The sequence below is a fragment of the Haloarcula onubensis genome (assembly GCF_031624605.1).
Taxonomy (GTDB): domain Archaea; phylum Halobacteriota; class Halobacteria; order Halobacteriales; family Haloarculaceae; genus Haloarcula; species Haloarcula onubensis.
On sequence record NZ_JAMQOS010000001.1, the window covers coordinates 858,377 to 873,541 of the forward strand.

16 protein-coding genes are annotated in these 15,165 nt (G+C 66.6%); 5 read left to right on the plus strand and 11 right to left on the minus strand.

The annotated features are described in order from the left end of the window. Positions 1-18: 18 nt before the first annotated feature. Positions 19-1,347, minus strand: a complete 1,329-nt coding sequence (locus NDI86_RS04445; protein WP_310899192.1) for a permease — start codon at positions 1,345-1,347, stop codon at positions 19-21. Between the two features lie 328 nt (positions 1,348-1,675). On the opposite strand from NDI86_RS04445, the gene NDI86_RS04450 reads away from it, so the two are divergent. Together NDI86_RS04450 and NDI86_RS04455 are read left to right on the plus strand one after the other, a co-directional pair. After that, positions 1,676-3,046: a cryptochrome/photolyase family protein gene (locus NDI86_RS04450; RefSeq protein WP_310899193.1), complete on the plus strand. Its 1,371-nt coding sequence runs from the start codon at positions 1,676-1,678 to the stop codon at positions 3,044-3,046. A 105-nt stretch (positions 3,047-3,151) separates the two neighbouring features. Then, entirely contained in the window at positions 3,152-4,504 is a 1,353-nt protein-coding gene (locus NDI86_RS04455; RefSeq protein ID WP_310899194.1) for a metallophosphoesterase, read from the plus strand. 189 nt (positions 4,505-4,693) lie between these two features. On the opposite strand, the gene NDI86_RS04460 is transcribed toward NDI86_RS04455, so the two are convergent. After that, on the minus strand, positions 4,694-5,884 hold the full coding sequence (locus tag NDI86_RS04460) for a hypothetical protein (RefSeq protein WP_310899195.1): 1,191 nt from the start codon (positions 5,882-5,884) through the stop codon (positions 4,694-4,696). 116 nt (positions 5,885-6,000) lie between these two features. On the opposite strand from NDI86_RS04460, the gene NDI86_RS04465 reads away from it, so the two are divergent. From NDI86_RS04465 to NDI86_RS04475, 3 genes are all read left to right on the plus strand, one after another. After that, on the plus strand, positions 6,001-7,236 hold the full coding sequence (locus NDI86_RS04465; protein ID WP_310899196.1) for a digeranylgeranylglycerophospholipid reductase: 1,236 nt from the start codon (positions 6,001-6,003) through the stop codon (positions 7,234-7,236). 194 nt (positions 7,237-7,430) lie between these two features. After that, the gene (locus NDI86_RS04470) at positions 7,431-8,150 is read left to right on the plus strand and encodes a diacylglycerol kinase catalytic domain-containing protein (protein ID WP_310899197.1); all 720 of its coding nucleotides are present in this window, start codon (positions 7,431-7,433) and stop codon (positions 8,148-8,150) included. 48 nt (positions 8,151-8,198) lie between these two features. Further along, positions 8,199-8,660: a DUF7313 family protein gene (locus tag NDI86_RS04475; RefSeq protein WP_310899198.1), complete on the plus strand. Its 462-nt coding sequence runs from the start codon at positions 8,199-8,201 to the stop codon at positions 8,658-8,660. Positions 8,661-8,761: 101 nt separating this feature from the next. Here the strand turns inward: NDI86_RS04475 and NDI86_RS04480 are convergent, their stop codons facing one another. From NDI86_RS04480 to NDI86_RS04520, 9 genes are all read right to left on the minus strand, one after another. Continuing rightward, on the minus strand, positions 8,762-9,655 hold the full coding sequence (locus NDI86_RS04480; protein WP_310899199.1) for a formyltransferase family protein: 894 nt from the start codon (positions 9,653-9,655) through the stop codon (positions 8,762-8,764). After that, positions 9,648-10,457, minus strand: a complete 810-nt coding sequence (locus NDI86_RS04485) for a polysaccharide deacetylase family protein (protein ID WP_310899200.1) — start codon at positions 10,455-10,457, stop codon at positions 9,648-9,650. Before NDI86_RS04485 ends, NDI86_RS04480 begins: the two co-directional genes overlap by 8 nt. Before the next feature lie 360 nt (positions 10,458-10,817). Continuing rightward, positions 10,818-11,087, minus strand: a complete 270-nt coding sequence (locus NDI86_RS04490) for a DUF7314 family protein (protein ID WP_310899201.1) — start codon at positions 11,085-11,087, stop codon at positions 10,818-10,820. Continuing rightward, a complete protein-coding gene (locus NDI86_RS04495) occupies positions 11,080-11,418 on the minus strand; it encodes a DUF7315 family membrane protein (protein ID WP_310899202.1) in 339 nt (112 codons plus the stop codon). The genes NDI86_RS04490 and NDI86_RS04495 overlap by 8 nt, the downstream gene beginning before the upstream one ends. A gap of 166 nt (positions 11,419-11,584) precedes the next feature. After that, positions 11,585-12,352 carry a cytochrome b family protein gene (locus NDI86_RS04500; protein WP_310899203.1) on the minus strand — a complete coding sequence of 256 codons (768 nt, stop codon included), beginning with the start codon at positions 12,350-12,352 and terminating at the stop codon, positions 11,585-11,587. 4 nt (positions 12,353-12,356) lie between these two features. Continuing rightward, on the minus strand, positions 12,357-13,160 hold the full coding sequence (locus NDI86_RS04505) for a cytochrome b (RefSeq protein WP_310899204.1): 804 nt from the start codon (positions 13,158-13,160) through the stop codon (positions 12,357-12,359). A 6-nt stretch (positions 13,161-13,166) separates the two neighbouring features. Beyond that, positions 13,167-14,021, minus strand: a complete 855-nt coding sequence (locus NDI86_RS04510) for a ubiquinol-cytochrome c reductase iron-sulfur subunit (RefSeq protein ID WP_310899205.1) — start codon at positions 14,019-14,021, stop codon at positions 13,167-13,169. 2 nt (positions 14,022-14,023) lie between these two features. Further along, positions 14,024-14,443 carry a DUF7318 family protein gene (locus NDI86_RS04515; RefSeq protein WP_310899206.1) on the minus strand — a complete coding sequence of 140 codons (420 nt, stop codon included), beginning with the start codon at positions 14,441-14,443 and terminating at the stop codon, positions 14,024-14,026. Further along, positions 14,443-15,126: a halocyanin domain-containing protein gene (locus NDI86_RS04520; protein ID WP_310899207.1), complete on the minus strand. Its 684-nt coding sequence runs from the start codon at positions 15,124-15,126 to the stop codon at positions 14,443-14,445. The genes NDI86_RS04515 and NDI86_RS04520 overlap by 1 nt, the downstream gene beginning before the upstream one ends. Positions 15,127-15,165: the final 39 nt, after the last annotated feature.

The window sequence follows — 15,165 nt, forward strand, 5'->3', positions numbered from 1 at the left end:
GGCGAGCGCAACCCGTCGTCAGTCCGCCATCTGTGCGGACTGGCCCCCGCTGTCGGGGCCGGCCGGTTCGGCCCGGTGGAGCCAGTACAGGGCCGCGAAGAGCCCGGTCGCGAGGACGTTCAACACCAGCTTGTAGTTCAGTTCGATACCGACCTCGGCTATCTGGACGCTCTCGGCGGGCGGTATCAGCCCGGCGCCGAGGAAGACGAAGTGCATGAGGACGCCGGTGACCACGGCTGAGACGAATATCATCGCGGAGAGCACCGCCGCGAATTTCGACCCGTAGTACTCCCGGTAGGCCTCCATTATCGGCGGGACGATGAGGTCGGCGTAGATGTACGAGAGCACCGAGCCAAAGGGCAGGCCGTTGCTGAACAGCACCGCGCCGAAGGGGACGTTGCCGACCGAGCAGACGAACGTCGCGACGCCGATGACGGCCCCCAGCACCGCCGTCCAGACCACGTACACCGGCAGCCCGAAGGTCGCTCCGGAGAAGACGCTGGTCCAGACCTGTTCGGGGATGAACCCGGCGACGAGGCCGGCGAAGATGAACCCGATGGCGATTTCGTCCCACAGCATCCCCCACTCTTTCCACTGCTTGTCGGCGAGCGCCTGCCACCCCGACAGCGAGGTCGCCTGCTCGCGAATCGTCGTGTCGGCCTCCTCGGGGTCGAAACTGTCCTTGCAGGACTGCGAGCAGAAGTAGTAGGTCTCGCCGTCGACCTCGGTCGAGTAGTCGGCCTCGTCGGGGTCGACTTCCATCCCGCAGACGGGGTCCTGCACTTTGTCAGGGCCCTCCTCCTGGATGTTCTCGCGGGCCTGCTCGACGACCTCGTCGGGGACGACGTAGACGAAGCCGACCGCCATCAGCCCGATGAGGACGAACCCGCCGAGGATGTCGGCCAGCAGGAACTGCCAGCCCAGCAGAATCCAGATGACCGCGCCGATTTCGATGACCAGGTTCGTCGAGGCGAACATGAACGCGCCGATGGTGGCCGCCGCCGACCCACCCTTCTTGAACAGGTTCTTCGCCGTCGCGACGGCGCTGTAGGAACACGAGGAGGAGACGAACCCGAACAGGGAGCCGTAGCCGATTTCCCGGGGCCCGTGCCCGTCCAGCAGGTCAGCGACCTGTTCGTCCGAGGTCCACGCCTCGACGCCGCCGGCGATGGCGAACCCGACGACCAGCGCCCACCACGTTATCCACGCCATCGCCGCCGTCGTCGTCAGGAACTGTCGCGTGCTCTCGGCGAAGAACGCCGGGAGTGGTCTCGAAGTAGTGAACACGCCGATGCCGACGACGGCAGCCGCGATGACCGCCAGTATCGCGTACTCTCGTCGTTCCATGTCTCTAGGGAGGGGCGCCGTTCCTATTGGGATTGTTACTGAATTTCCGTGGCGCTCCCGGTGGCAGTCTCTTTGTATCCGAACTCGGACGCCGGCACGACTTTGCAGTGACAGGCAATCGTCCGGCGCACGCGGTCGACGCCGTCGGCGTCGCTCGGTCGTCGTCACGACGGCGCTGACAGCGTCCGCCACACCGGTTCGTCGCCCGTCGACCGTGTCGCTCTCACTTTGGAATCCAAAGGGCGCCAGTCCACTCGGCGGACCGTCGGCGACCCCTGCCAAACTGGTTCGGCCTCCAACCCAAGTCGGCGCCAGCCCAAGCGCGTCCATGAACGTCTTCTGGCACCAGCGGGACCTCCGAATCCGGGACAACCGCGGGCTCGCGGCCGCCGCCGCCGACGACACCGTCGTCCCGGTCTTCGTCGTGGACCCGGCGGTCCGCCGCGCCGTCGGCGACCGACAGTGGGCCTTCTGGACCAACGGGCTCCGGACGCTGCGGGGCGAGTACCGCGAGCGCGGCAGCGACCTGCTCGTCCGGGTCGGCGACCCGGCCACGACGCTTTCGGCCGTCGCCGAGGAGTTCGACGCCGACCGCGTCTACTACAACGAGCACTACCGCCCGACCCGCCGGGAGCGCCAGCGAGAAGTCGACGAGGCGGTCCCGACCGAGGCGGTCACCGACCTCGTGCTCGTCGACCCGGCGACCCTCGACGCGCGCTACGAGAACCACAGCCGCTTCTACGACGACTGGCAGGCCCGAGAGAAACCGGCGCCCGCGCCGACGCCCGGCCCCGACGCCGTGGCCGATATCTCCGACCCGCAGGCTCTCCCCGACGCCGAGGCCGACATCGACCTCCCGGCGCCGGGCTACGACGCCGCCCGCGCGCGGTGGGACCGCTTTCTCGCCGACGGCATCGAGTCCTACAGCGACACCCGCGACGACATGGCGGCGGCCGTTTCCCGCCCCGAGCGGGCCGTCTCGCGCGTCTCCGCGTATCTCGCTGCGGGGATGCTCGGGATTCGGGAGCTGTGGGCCGACGCCACCGACCGCTACCGAGCGGTCGACGGCGACGCCCGGCGCAACGTCGACAAGTACCGCTACGAACTCTCCTGGCGCGAGCAGAACTACAACCTGCTCTATCACCACCCCTCGCTCCCGACGGAGAACTACAGGCGGTTCCCCGAGGCCATCGACTGGGAGAACGACCCCGAGACGCTCGCCGCCTGGAAACGCGGCGAGACGGGGTACCCGCTCGTCGACGCCGGGATGCGCCAGTTGAACGCGGAGGGGTACATCCACAACCGCCCGCGCCAGAACGTCGCCTCCTTCCTCACCAAACACCTGCTGGTCGACTGGCGCGAAGGCCTGCGCTACTTCGAGCAGCAACTGCTGGACCACGACCCCGCGAACAACGCCGCCAACTGGCAGTGGACCGCCTCGACCGGGACCGACTCCGTCGACGTTCGCATCTTCGACCCCGTCGCCCAGCTGTCCAAGTACGACGACGGCGCCGACTACGTCACCGCGTACGTCCCCGAACTCCGCGGGGTTCCCCCGGGCGACATCGTCGACTGGCCGACCCGCTCGGCCGCCGAGCGAGACCGGCTCGCCCCGGAGTATCCCGACCCTATCGTCGACCGGAACGCGGCCTACGAGCGGGCCCAGCGGGTGTTCGAGCGCGCACTGGGCAAGCGCTAGCGAGCCCGGCGTCGCGGTATCGACATCGAAACCGACAGACGAGATGGGGCCGTCGCGAGTGCGAGCCCGCAAAGCCCATAACCGTTGCCCGACCAATCCAGTCCAATGGACGAGGAGAGCGGCGACCGCGTCTACTACGTCGTCAGCGACCTCCACATCGGCGGCGACGAGCAACTCGAGGAGGTGGACTTCCTCGACGAACTGCTCGACTTCCTGGCCCGCCTCGAGACCACCGACGAGGACGCCGAACTCGTCGTCAACGGGGACGCCTTCGGCCTCTGGGAACTCACGAACGTCGACGGCCTCCGGAAGTTCGACGCCCTCGTCGAGACGTACCCGGCGCTGTTCGAACAGCTCCGGGCCACGGGCGAGAACATCGACATCACGCTGTTGCCGGGCAACCACGACCACGAGCTGGCGGCCTACGACGCCTACGTCGAGCGGTTCGCGGCCTACAACGTCGACCTCGTGCAGGCCCAGTCGCTGACCCGGACGGTCGGCGACCACGTCGTCCACTTCGAACACGGCCACCAGCGCGACCCCAACAACCGCATCGACGACTGGGGCGACCCCAACGCGACGCCGCTTGGCTACTACTACAACACGCTCGTCACCAGCCGGGCCGGACAGCTCTCGGACCGGGGCCGGTACAACTGGCTGAAGGACGTCCAGGCGGTGACGCCCACGGAACGGATGCCGGTGTGGCTCGTCTCGAAGTACTTCTACCGCGAGATGAACCCCGTCCTTCGCTACGCCCTGCTCCCGTTCCTGTTGCTGTTCAACGTCAGCGCCGTCCTCGCCGTCGTCGCGGGGCTCGACGTGCTGGGCATCTGGACGACTCCGGTCGCCGCGACCACCGCCTTCCTGGGCCAGTTCGGCCCCGCCGGGACCGCCGTCTGGTTCCTGCTGGCGGTCAACGTCGCCATCGCGGGCATCCTGTTGCTCGTCGGCATCCCGCTGTACTTCCTCCGGCGGGACATCAGACAGACGATAAACCGCTTTGGTATCTTCGAGACCGGCCTCACCGTCGACGCCGAGGCGCCCTACGAGGCCGCCGCCCGGGAGATATTCGCCGCGGAACCCCGGACCACCGTCTACTGCTACGGCCACACTCACCGTCCGCGGATGCGCGAGGTGGACGGCGGCCTGCTCGTCAACACGGGGACGTGGCTCAAGCGACTCCACCGTCGCGACGGCGTCATCGGTCTGCTGCCGCCGGTGTTTTACCCTTCATACCAGCTCTGTACCGTCCGCATCGCGCGGTCGGCCGACGGCGTGGCCGTCGAGTACGAACCCATCCAGAAACCGAGCCCGAGCCCCGACGAACTCACGCTCACCGAGCGCCTGCTCACGCTCGGTCGGAAGCCTGACACGGACCTGCCCGACAGCGCCGTCGTCGACGACGAACTCTGTGGCGCGGCCCCGGAGGTCGAGAGCGAACCCGAGTACGCGCAGTAACCGGACAGCGGCCCTCGCTCACCACCCCGCTGAAAACCGTTCACGAAAACGGGCCGCTCAGCGATGACCGGGCAGGACCGCGGGGTCGCCCGAGCGATAGATGTCCTACGAGAACCGTTTTGCACGGGGTGGTTCGCTCGGAGCACTCGCTCACCACCCCGCTGAAAACCGTTCATGAAAAAGGGCCGCTCAGCGATGACCGGGCAGGACCGCGGGGTCGCCCGAGCGATAGATATACTCGACGGCGACCCCGGTCAGCGGCGAGTCCGCGGCCGTGGCGTACTCCTTTGCCAGGTCGAGGTACTGCTCGGTGATGTCGACGACGTGGCCGTAGGCCGCCCGGTCGTCCGGTCGCAGGAGGTACTCCGCCGTCACCGGCGTCAACTGTCCCTCCGCGCGGTCGTCGGCGTAGTCGTCCACGTCGTCTAACCACACCTGCGCGCCGATGATGGCCAGCACGATGGCCTTCGCGAAGTCGTCGTCGATGTCCAGTCCCGCGAGCCGATAGAGGTCTAGCATCCCGTCGTAGATGACGCCCACGCGGGCGTACTGGGTCTTGCTGTAGGGCAACGCCTGCTCGGCGGCCGACAGCGTCGCCGGCGGCTCGTCGTAGTCGGCGAACTTGTACTCCTCGCGGACGGCGTCGAGGGCGTCCTCGTCGCCCGCCTCCGCGGCGTCCATCAGCCCGCGGAAGTAGTCGTCGCGGTCCTGGTGGGCCTCCGAGTAATCGACCGCCCACTGGTAGGCTTCGCCGACCGAGTCGGGGAGGTCCGCCAGCAGCCCGTCGAGATGGGACTGCAGCGTTTGCTGGGCGATTTCGGCGACCCGGCGGCGGTCGGCCTCGCTCCCGCTCCAGGCCTCCCCGCCGTCGCCCTCGCCGAACGCCACCTCGAAGTCCTCGAATTCGGCGTCGTTGATGGCGTCGCGCATGTCGCCGTCGACGAGCGCCTCGATGGAGAGGCGGGTCATCTGCTCCGCACGGACGACCTGCTCGCGGGGACTGAGTGTGGGCGACTCGCCGTCGAGCGCGGCCGTCTCGACCGGCGGGACCCCCGTGGCGATGTCGCCGCCGACGGGGTCGGTGTCGGCTTCCCGGCGGGCTGCCCGATAGACGTAGCCCAGCGTCAGCCGCGCCGGGAGGATGAGCTTCGTGTCGTAGCTGAAATCGACAGGGCGGCCGAACTCCTCGGCTAACGCCGCCTCGATGCGGTCGTAGACGTCCTCTAGCATCCGCTCGGTCCGGTCGTCGATTTCGGATTTCAGCGAGAGGCTACCGTAGTCGAACACGCCGGTGTCGGCGTAGTAGCCAAGCACCGAGCGCAGCGCCGTCGGCAGCCTGCGCCTGTCTGCGAGCGCGGCCGCGCCTGTTTTGAGAACCATCGTGTCGTGACTCGGTATGGACACTGCTGTGACTGGCGGCTTCTTTACCCTTTCGAGAGACAGACTCGGGAGCCAATAAAGCAAGACTGATTACGAACACGTCGTTCCGTTCGTGTATGCGCGACCGCTTTGACGTGGTGATAGCCGGGGCTGGTCCCGCCGGCGGCCAGTGCGCCCGCGACCTGGCCGAGCGGAACTACGACGTGCTGGTGCTCGAGACCGAGCCCGAAGAGCAGTTCCCACGTCAGAGCAACAAATCGACGGCCGGCACCTTCCCGTCGGCGATGACCGCCTTCGCCATCCCCGACGAGGTCGTCATGCAGTACACCGACAAGGTGGTCCTCGAATCGCCCAACGACCACTACACCCGCACGCAGACCGGTGCAGTCCTCGAATTCGCCGATTTCAAGCGGTTCCTCGTCGAGGACAGCCGAGAGAAGGGCGCGACCTACCGCTTCGACGCGCGGGTCTCGGCGCCCATCATGGAGGACGGCGACATCGTCGGCGTCCGGTACGACGGGGACAGGGAGGTGTACGCCGACATCGTCATCGACGCGACCGGCCCCGCCGCGCCGCTGGCGAAGGAACTCGACGTCTGTAACCTCCAGCGGGAACACCAGGCCATCGGCATCGAGTACGAGTTCGAGAACGTCGCCGTGAACCACGACGGCTACGCCGATTTGCGGGACGCGATGATGCTCCGGCTGGACCACGACCTCGCGCCAGGGGGCTACTCCTGGATTTTCCACACCGGGGAGGACACGGCGAAAGTCGGCCTCTGTTACATTCAGAACTCCTCGCACCACCAGTACGCCAAGGAGGGGATGGGTATCGACGACTACCTCGGGTACTGGCTCGACAGCGACCCCCGATTCGCCGACGCCGAGAAGATAGAGGGGACCCAGGCCCACCGGGGCTCGGCCCACATCCAGAAGCCCCAGTCGCTGAGCACCGACCGCTTCATGGCCATCGGCGACACCGTCCCCACCATCGACCCGCTGTGGGGCGAGGGCATCCACAAGGGGATGAAATCCGCACGGGCCGCGGCCGCCACCGTCGACGCCGCACTCACCCCCGACGAGCCCCAGACAGACGCCGAGACGCTCTCCGTCTACGACCAGCTCTGGCACCGCGACGTCGCTCCGAAACACGACTCCAGGCTGATGATGACCGAGTTGCTGTATCTCGCGCCCAACGAGCGCTACGACGAACTGATGGACGACCTCCGGCGGACCGACAGCAACACGCTGGAACAGATAAACCGCGGCGACCGACGGGCCATCCTGGAACTCGCGCACTTCTCGGACCTCTCCCTGCTCGCGAAGTTCGCCAAGCGACGGCTGCAACGCTAGCGATACCTGTTTTCGTGTCTTCGAGTGGCCACTGCGATAGCCGGAGCGACAGGGCAGCAGTGCCCGCTGACCGCTCTCCGGCTCTTTGCGGTTGGCAGAGCGCTGCCGTCAATCTCCCAGCGGCCGGTAACTCACACGGTCGTCGCCAGCGCGAGTGCGGCAACTTTTTCTCCGACCGGCGGGGACTCTCGTCAATGAGCGACAGCGCCGTGGGCGTGGTCGGTGACCCGGCGGTGGCCGACCGGCTCCGGGCCGCGGGCGCCGCCGTGGTCGAGGGGACCGTCGACAGCGTCCCGACGACGGAGCGGGTCGTCGCCGTCGGAAGGCGAGCGGTGCGGGCCGTCGCGACCGCCGTCGTCGACCCGCTGGTGGTGCCGGTCGACGCCGGGCGGGGCCTCCGGTCCGTGACCCGCGACGCCGTGCCCGACGCCGTCTCGGGGCTGGACGACGCGTTCACGGAGCGCCACCCCCTCTTCGAGGTCGACGTGACCGGCGAGGCCGTGGGGACGGCGGCCTTCGACGTGACGGCGGTCACCGAGGAGGCGGCGCGCATCTCCGAGTACGCCGTGGCGACGACCACCGACAGCGTCGGGCAGTTCCGCGCCGACGGGGTGACGCTGGCGACGCCGGCCGGGTCGCCGGGGTACGCGCGACGGGTCGGCGGGCCGGTGTTTGCGCCGGCCGAATCGGTCGGCGTGGTCGCCCCTATCGCCCCGTTCCAGACCAACCCGGACCACTGGGTCGTCTCGCTCGACGGGCTGTCCGTCTCGGTCGAGCGCGACGAGGCGACGGTCGCCCTGTACGCCGACGGCGACGCAGTGGCGACGGTGGCCTGCGGGGAGAGCGCACAGCTGTGTCGCAGCGGGACGTTGCGTGTCGCCGTCCTCGAAGAGAGCTGTTCTCGCTTCCGTTGACTGCGGAGATTGGAAAGACACTAATGGGCGTCGTACAGAGAGGCAAGTATGCAGCCAGATGTCATCCTCTTCGGGCCGCTGGACACCGTCTTCGGGAGCGAGGGACCCGGTGGCGTGCTCCTCATCGAGTACGTCCTGCTGGTGCTGGTCCTCGCCAACTTCGGGACGCGCCTGCTTGCCCACCGACGACACGAGTCGCAGTACGAGGAGGGCGGTGCGGAGGCCATCACCCGCCATCCGGCACACGTCGCGACCAACGTCCTGCTGGTCGTCACCGCCTTCTTCTACATGACTATCGCCGCTCACGGCGGGATGGTCATGTCGGTGCTGGTCCTCGGCGCGGTCATCACCGACTTCTTCGAGTTCGAGTCCCGGAAGGTCGAAGCCCGCCGTGACATCCCGCTCGAACGGCCCAACGGCGCCATCGTCGCCGTCCTGGTCGTTGCGATGTACGCCAGTTACCAGGCGCTGTTCTGGGTCATCAAGGGCCCCTGGTCGTCGGTCATCTGAGGAACGGCATCGCGGACACACCGTCCTCGCCAGTCGGTCCGTGCAATCGCCGCTGACGGACACTTCTCCCGCCAGCGTCTCGGCCCCCCGGCCGACCCCGCTCAGTCGCGTTCGTGTCTCACTCGCCCGAGGAGGTTCTTCGCGAGTACCTTGCCCGCAAAGGCCGGCTCCTGGCGCTTCGTGACGGGCGTGTACTGGCCGAGCGACGCCGGCGGTTCGGGCTCGAACGCCGGGTCGCGGAGTCGCTCGATACCCCGGGCCAGCATCCGGCTCTGTCGCTCGTGGACGCGCTCGTAGATTTCGTCCAGGGTGTGGGCGTCGCCCACGTCGATGGTTTCGATAGCGACGACGTTCCCGCCGTCGAGTTCGTCGGTGAGTTGCTGGAGGGTCGCCCCGGCCGTCTGGTCGCCGCTGGCGAAGGGCTGGGGCGGCCCGAGACCGCGATACCGGCGGATGTCTGCCGGGTGAAAGCTCAGGACGCCGTGTGCCGGTTCCGAGAGAATGCTACCCGTGAGGAGACTGAACCCGAACCGGACCGCCACGTCCGTCTCCGTCGCGACGCGGTCGACGACGTCGTCCGGTAAGTCGCACCACGACCCCTCGACCGGGACGGGCTCACAGCGAACGCGCTCCGCGTCGTCGAGGACCGCGACGTCGTCAAGCGGTCGCCGCTGCGAGCGGCCGGGGTCGTCGATACCCAGCAGCCACGCGAGCTTTCGCTCGCTGAGGACGAACGCCCACAGCCCCTCCCGCTTTAGCACGTGGTAGAACAGTCGCAGGTCGTCGACGCCGACGCCCGTCGCGTTGCTCGTGGCCTGTTCGCCCAGCGGCGACGCCCCCTCGCTGAAGCCGGGGTGGTCGACATCGGTCACCTCGTTGACGACGACCAGCGGGATGTCGACGCCGGTCTCCTCGACCATCCGTTCGAGCGCCGTCGCCTGCCACTCCAGGAGGCTCCGGTTGGCGAGGACACAGACCGAGTCGAGCTCAGACAACACTATCACCCGACTGGTCGTCACCTCGCAAGGACCGCACGGCCCACAGCCCCCACTTCCCGCCGTTGGTGACGATGTCCTTCGAGTACTCGATGGCCCACTCGGCCGTCGAGTCCGCCCAGCGGTTCGGATGGACGAGCAGGTACAGGTGTGGAATCGACTGCTCGCCGAGCAGGTCGATGAGTTCCTCGGTGGACTCGACCTGCGTCGGCTTCTCCGAGGGGCCGACCGGCCAGTCGTTGACGATGGTCTTCTCCTCGTACCACGTCCGGTTCGTATCGGAGAAGTAGACGACCTCGGAGAAGTCAAAGGAGAGGTACACCTCGCCCGAGAGGTCGTACGCTTCGAGGTCGATGGACTCGACGACGTCGCGGTTGTCGTGGGGCGTCAGCGGGTTACCGTGCATCGAGACGGTGTCGACCGGGACGTGCTCGCGGAACCGTTCGAGGTTCCGTTCGAATGAGCGACGGGCGGCGACGAGGTCGCCGTCGGCCGTGTCGAGGTCCTCGTAGTGGTAGCCGACTTCGTGGCCGAGTTCGGAGACGCGCCGGAATATCTCCGGGTCGTACGTCTTGTCGATGGCCCGGAAGTAGTACGACGACGACACCCCCAGCGCCGCCTCGATTTCGGCCATGTCGAGGGCGTTCTCGACTTTCCGGTCCACGTCGTGTCGCATCACCAGCAGCTGTTCGGGCAGTTCGTCCCGCGTGAGATACTCGTCGACCGTGAGCAGTTCGTAACCGTTCTCTTTCGCGGCGGTGAGGAGGTCCCTGTACGCCCGGTACGTAAAGTCCATGTCCATTGTACAGGTCTCATGAATTCGGTCGGCGAATTAGTTATACTACGATTTTCGGCGTCGCCCCGTCGCCCGGACACCTTTCATTCGATTCAGCGACACTAATTTACGCGCGAGTTCACCGGACCCTGGCCCGCGGCGTTGCTGGGCCACCGGCGTGTCGACCGGCCGATTCCCCTCGAAACACCCGCTATGGCCGGTCTTTGGTCCGCTTACCGGGCGGTACGGGATGTCTTCCGAGGCGTGTCGAGCGTCTCCGCGTCGGCACCGCCTGTCCGGTGTCGGCGGCGGCGTCGCTAGTGCCGTCTGTCGTGGCAGGGGCTACCGGGGTCGCGACCGTCGAGAAATGGTCCGTCTGCTCGAACTTCAGGCCGACCGCTCGTCGAGATACGCGCGCAGTTCGCCCACCAGTGGGAGGACGACCCAGAACGTCAGCGCGCCGAAGATGGCGAACCAGAAGAAGGCGTCCATCAGCAACAGTGCCGCCGTGTCGAACACCGTCGGCTCCTCGACGGTGACTTCGCCGATGAGCTGTGCCCCCTCGAAGCTCGGCGTTCGGTACCAGCCCGCGATGGTCATCCAGCCCAGCCCGCCGACCATCAGCGCGGCGAACCCTTTGATGAACTCGTCAGCCATTATCTGTTGGTTCGTCAGCGTCGTCTTTAGACTTTCCCATCTCCTCGGTGCGAAAGCGAGTGGAAAAGGCGTACACCACGGTCCCGGCCAGGATGAGTCCGATGCCCAGGATGGCGATGGGGACCTCGATTTCCGACGCCGGCGCCGACGCTCTGTCGGTCGCCACGTCGACGAGGATGAACCCGCCGACGACGGCCAGTATCGCAAACAGCGTCGAGAACACCGTGACCGTCTTGTAGAGGCGCAACGGCACGACGACCTCCCGCTGTTTGCCCTCGCCGCTGCTTGTTATCTGCGGTGGGTCCTCGGTGCTCGATTCGTCCTCGCTCATTGGCTCAGCTAGGTGATACAGCTACTTTACTGCGGCGAGATAGCAGGGGCGGTCGTCCGTTGAGCTAGTAGCAACGACGCTGCTGGCTGGAGTGTCCGGCTGTCGCTACTGTCCTATCGAGTCGCGAAACGGGAGCCAGCGAAACCGGTGGAAAAAACAGTCGCAGTTACTTCGGCGGTCGGAGCCGGTAGTACCGGCGGTTCAGCGTGAACATGTAGCCTTCACGCATCGTCTTCAGCACCGCGTAGGTGATGGTCGCGCTGACGATGGGCACCAGGAAGGTGAGGTCAAAGAGCAGGTGCGAGTCCATCGGGATGAGGTTCTTGATGGACAGCGCGGCGATGGTCAGGCTGAAGACGACGCCGGACATGCCGACGGCGGCCCAGAACGGCTGCTCGACGGGGCGTCGCGCCGACCCCTTGTTGAGGAAGGGGACGATGGCGACGAAGCCGACGACCACGACGTTGGCGAGCACCCCGTAGGTCCGGTCGGCCATTATCTTCGACCCGCCCAGGATGGCGAGGTCGGGGTTCAGCGGGCCGAGTTTCAGCAGGCCAAAGGACCAGTAGAGATACCAGTCCGGCAGGATGATGGCGGGCGTGACACCCGAGTTCGCGGGGTTTGGCATCTCCGGGGGCAGGGCCGCCGAGACGAACAGTATCATCCCGACGAAGAAGCTCGTCAGGGCGAGGTTGCGCATCATCTCGTGGGGCCAGGCCGGGAACGCCAGCACGTCGCGCTCGACGTAGTCGGACTGCTGGCGCAGGTCCTGGTCCTCGCGACGGCCGCGCTCGAAGTACTCGTAGGTGAGCCGGGAGAGCCCCTGCGTGCGTTGCTTGCGCTCGGACCACGTGGGGGTCTCGTCGTCCGGGGCGACGATACCCGAGCCCGAGCCGTCCGTGCGAACGTCGTCGTCGGTTTCGTTGTCGCTCATGGTTTCAGTGTGGCTCCGCGATGCCCTGCATCCAGACGATACCGATGTGCAGGGCGATGACGGCGGTCGTGATGAACGGCAGGAAGAACACGTGCAGGATGTACATCCGTTGCAACGTGGCCTGTGACAGGGTGAACCCGCCGAACATCAGCTGTGCGACCCACTCGCCGATGAGCGGGATGGAGAGTGACATCTCGACGCCGATCTGGCCAGCCCAGAAGGAGAGCTGGCTCCACGGCAGCAGGTAGCCCGTGTAGCCGAAGACGAGCGTCAGGCTGATGAGCACGATGCCGATGAGCCAGTTGAGCTCGCGCGGTTCCTTGTACGCGCCCGTGAAGTAGACGCGAAGCATGTGGAGGAACACCGCGGCGACCATAATCTGGGCGGCCCAGCGGTGGACCGACCGCAGGAAGTAGCCGAGGTTGAGCTGGCCCATGATGAGCATCACGGAGTCGTATGCCACCGTCGGTGAGCCGTCGGCGGCGGCGGCGGCGGGGGCGTAGTAAAAGCCCAGCAGCGCGCCGGAGATGGCGGCGACGATGTACGCGATGGTCGAGAACGAGCCGAGCGCGTACAGCGGGTACCAGTACCAGAACTTGTTGTCGAGGTTGTACTGTTCGGTGTGGCTCTTTGGCATCTGCATGTTGACCTTGTAGTAGAGGTCCTCGAGTATCTCGAGATAGTCAACGACGCGCAGGCGCTTGTCGAGCCAGATGAGTGTCGTCAGGTAGATGGTCTCGAGCGGCGATAGCTCGCGCGATTTCATCCACCCTTTGTGGTCGTGGTCGTCTTTGCGTTCTAGGCTCATGGTTGGTTATCCATCGGTCTGTGGCGGGCGTGGCAGTGCCACGAACTGTTTCTGGACCGGGCTGAAGGGGTTGTACACCGACTGGTGACACTGGCAGTAGATTCGGTTCTCCGCGCCGAAGTTGGCGCTGCCCTCCTGTGTCTTGAAGCCGGGGACACAGCAGAAGTGCGTACACTTGTTCAGCCAGGCGATAAAGCCCTGGTCCGTCGCTGCCTCGATGAAACTCTGGACGCTACTCGGGAGGTCGGTCTCCCCGTTCGCTATCTTCTCGATTCTCGTCGACCGGAGCACCTGGACCGGAACGCCGCCGTCGTCGGTCTGGCGCCAGGTGGCGCCGGCTGGTTTCCCCAGACCGGCGCTGCCGATGCCGTTGCCCCACTCCTCGTAGTCGTCGAACATGTCGACGGTCAGCGGCGCGCCCTTCTCGACGTCGCTCTGCCAGTCGAACGACCCCTGACTGTTGAGGAACGTATTCTCGGCGTCCGCCTGGGGATAGATACCGCTGGCGGTCTGAATGCCACAGTACTGGAACCACGCCGAGGAGTAGTCGATGCCGCTCCCGCCGTAGTCCTGTTCGATGGCGACGCCGGCCTCCTCGTCGTACTCGGGCCAGTGGCCCTTCAGCGTCCCGCCGTCGATCTGAATGGGGATGATAGGCATCCCGCGCGGGGCCGGGCCGTCGATGTTCTCGACGGCGACGAACGTGGTCGTCCCGCCACCTTCGCCAGCTGCGTCGGTGAGGGAGTCGGCAGCAGCAGCGCCGCCGACACCCACGGCGGAGAGCGCCGCGCTACCCACGACACCGGATACGAATCGTCGTCTGCCCGTCTCGGCCGGATACTTGTCTTCGTCTAGTGGCATCTTTATTTCTTGTAGTAGGGGTACACCGCGCGCTTGACAGTCTCAACGAGCTGGCCCTGGTCGGCCATCGACGTGCCGTCGACGTCCTCCTGTCGGATGTAGAGGTCCTCCCACTTGCGACGGCGCTTCTTCACTATCATCACGTCGGGGAGGAACTCCTTGCGGTACAGCAGCATGATAAAGGCCAGGTCGATGAAGATGGCCGTCAGCACGCCGCCGAGGAACATGTTCGCCTCGATGAGGCTCACGGTGAGGGTCGTCCCGATACCCGAGGCCCAGCCGGCAAGCATCCCGTACGTGAAGAGGCCGACGAGGCCGACCTGGATGATAGTCAGGAGGACGATACCGACCGCCGCGGCCGTGCTCTCGCGCGGCGGCTCGTAGCGGTGGATATCGCCGTAGGTAGAGCCTTCCGACGCCATCAGTTGTTCCCTCCGCTGGTGTGGGGCGACTCACCGTACTTCAACTGGAAGAAGGTGAAGATGAGCGGGATGATGACCGCGAGTCCGGCTCCGAAACCGACGTAGTGGGGCTGGATGGGGACACCGGCCTCGTGGGGGTCGACCTCCACCGGTCCGCCGCCGCCCAGCGACTGGGTGGGGTAGTCGCTCCCGACGACGACGGAGCCTTTCATGCCGAGCCCCTCGTGGGGGACACAGACGTAGTTGTAGATGCCGTCTGACTCGAACGTGTGCTCGTAGTTGACACCGGCGCTCGACGTGGCACTGCCCGAGTCCAGCGGGCCCTCATCGGCCGAGTGGACGTTGTGGCCGCCGCCGTTGCCGGTCCACTCCCACTGGACGGTCGCGCCGTTGTCGACGTGGACCGCCGGCGGGCCGAACCCGTAGGCGCCGCCGTTGGCCTGCACGCCGACCTCGACTGTCACCGTGTCCTGTCCCGTCGCGTCGACGGTGCTCCCGGGACCGCCGAAGTTCCCGACCGGGTCTAGAAAGCCGCCGTAATCCGGGGCCGTGTCGCCGCCACCGCCTTCGCCGCCGCCCGAGGCTGTTCCCTCCTCCTGGGCAGCGGCCGGGCCGGCAGCGTTGAGGGCCGCCACGCCGGCCGTGGCACCCCCGGCTGTCCGGACGAATTCCCGCCTGTTCATGTTCGTCCGGATTTCAGGACTGTGTTTGTATAAACCCAC

Excerpts from the sequence above, each read along its gene's own strand:
- NDI86_RS04445 (WP_310899192.1), bottom strand. The coding sequence starts at position 1,347 with ATGGAACGACGAGAGTACGCGATACTGGCGGTCATCGCGGCTGCCGTC.
- NDI86_RS04450 (WP_310899193.1), top strand. The coding sequence starts at position 1,676 with ATGAACGTCTTCTGGCACCAGCGGGACCTCCGAATCCGGGACAACCGC.
- NDI86_RS04455 (WP_310899194.1), top strand. The coding sequence starts at position 3,152 with ATGGACGAGGAGAGCGGCGACCGCGTCTACTACGTCGTCAGCGACCTC.
- NDI86_RS04460 (WP_310899195.1), bottom strand. The coding sequence starts at position 5,884 with ATGGTTCTCAAAACAGGCGCGGCCGCGCTCGCAGACAGGCGCAGGCTG.
- NDI86_RS04465 (WP_310899196.1), top strand. The coding sequence starts at position 6,001 with ATGCGCGACCGCTTTGACGTGGTGATAGCCGGGGCTGGTCCCGCCGGC.
- NDI86_RS04470 (WP_310899197.1), top strand. The coding sequence starts at position 7,431 with ATGAGCGACAGCGCCGTGGGCGTGGTCGGTGACCCGGCGGTGGCCGAC.
- NDI86_RS04475 (WP_310899198.1), top strand. The coding sequence starts at position 8,199 with ATGCAGCCAGATGTCATCCTCTTCGGGCCGCTGGACACCGTCTTCGGG.
- NDI86_RS04485 (WP_310899200.1), bottom strand. The coding sequence starts at position 10,457 with ATGGACATGGACTTTACGTACCGGGCGTACAGGGACCTCCTCACCGCC.
- NDI86_RS04490 (WP_310899201.1), bottom strand. The coding sequence starts at position 11,087 with ATGGCTGACGAGTTCATCAAAGGGTTCGCCGCGCTGATGGTCGGCGGG.
- NDI86_RS04495 (WP_310899202.1), bottom strand. The coding sequence starts at position 11,418 with ATGAGCGAGGACGAATCGAGCACCGAGGACCCACCGCAGATAACAAGC.
- NDI86_RS04500 (WP_310899203.1), bottom strand. The coding sequence starts at position 12,352 with ATGAGCGACAACGAAACCGACGACGACGTTCGCACGGACGGCTCGGGC.
- NDI86_RS04505 (WP_310899204.1), bottom strand. The coding sequence starts at position 13,160 with ATGAGCCTAGAACGCAAAGACGACCACGACCACAAAGGGTGGATGAAA.
- NDI86_RS04510 (WP_310899205.1), bottom strand. The coding sequence starts at position 14,021 with ATGCCACTAGACGAAGACAAGTATCCGGCCGAGACGGGCAGACGACGA.
- NDI86_RS04515 (WP_310899206.1), bottom strand. The coding sequence starts at position 14,443 with ATGGCGTCGGAAGGCTCTACCTACGGCGATATCCACCGCTACGAGCCG.
- NDI86_RS04520 (WP_310899207.1), bottom strand. The coding sequence starts at position 15,126 with ATGAACAGGCGGGAATTCGTCCGGACAGCCGGGGGTGCCACGGCCGGC.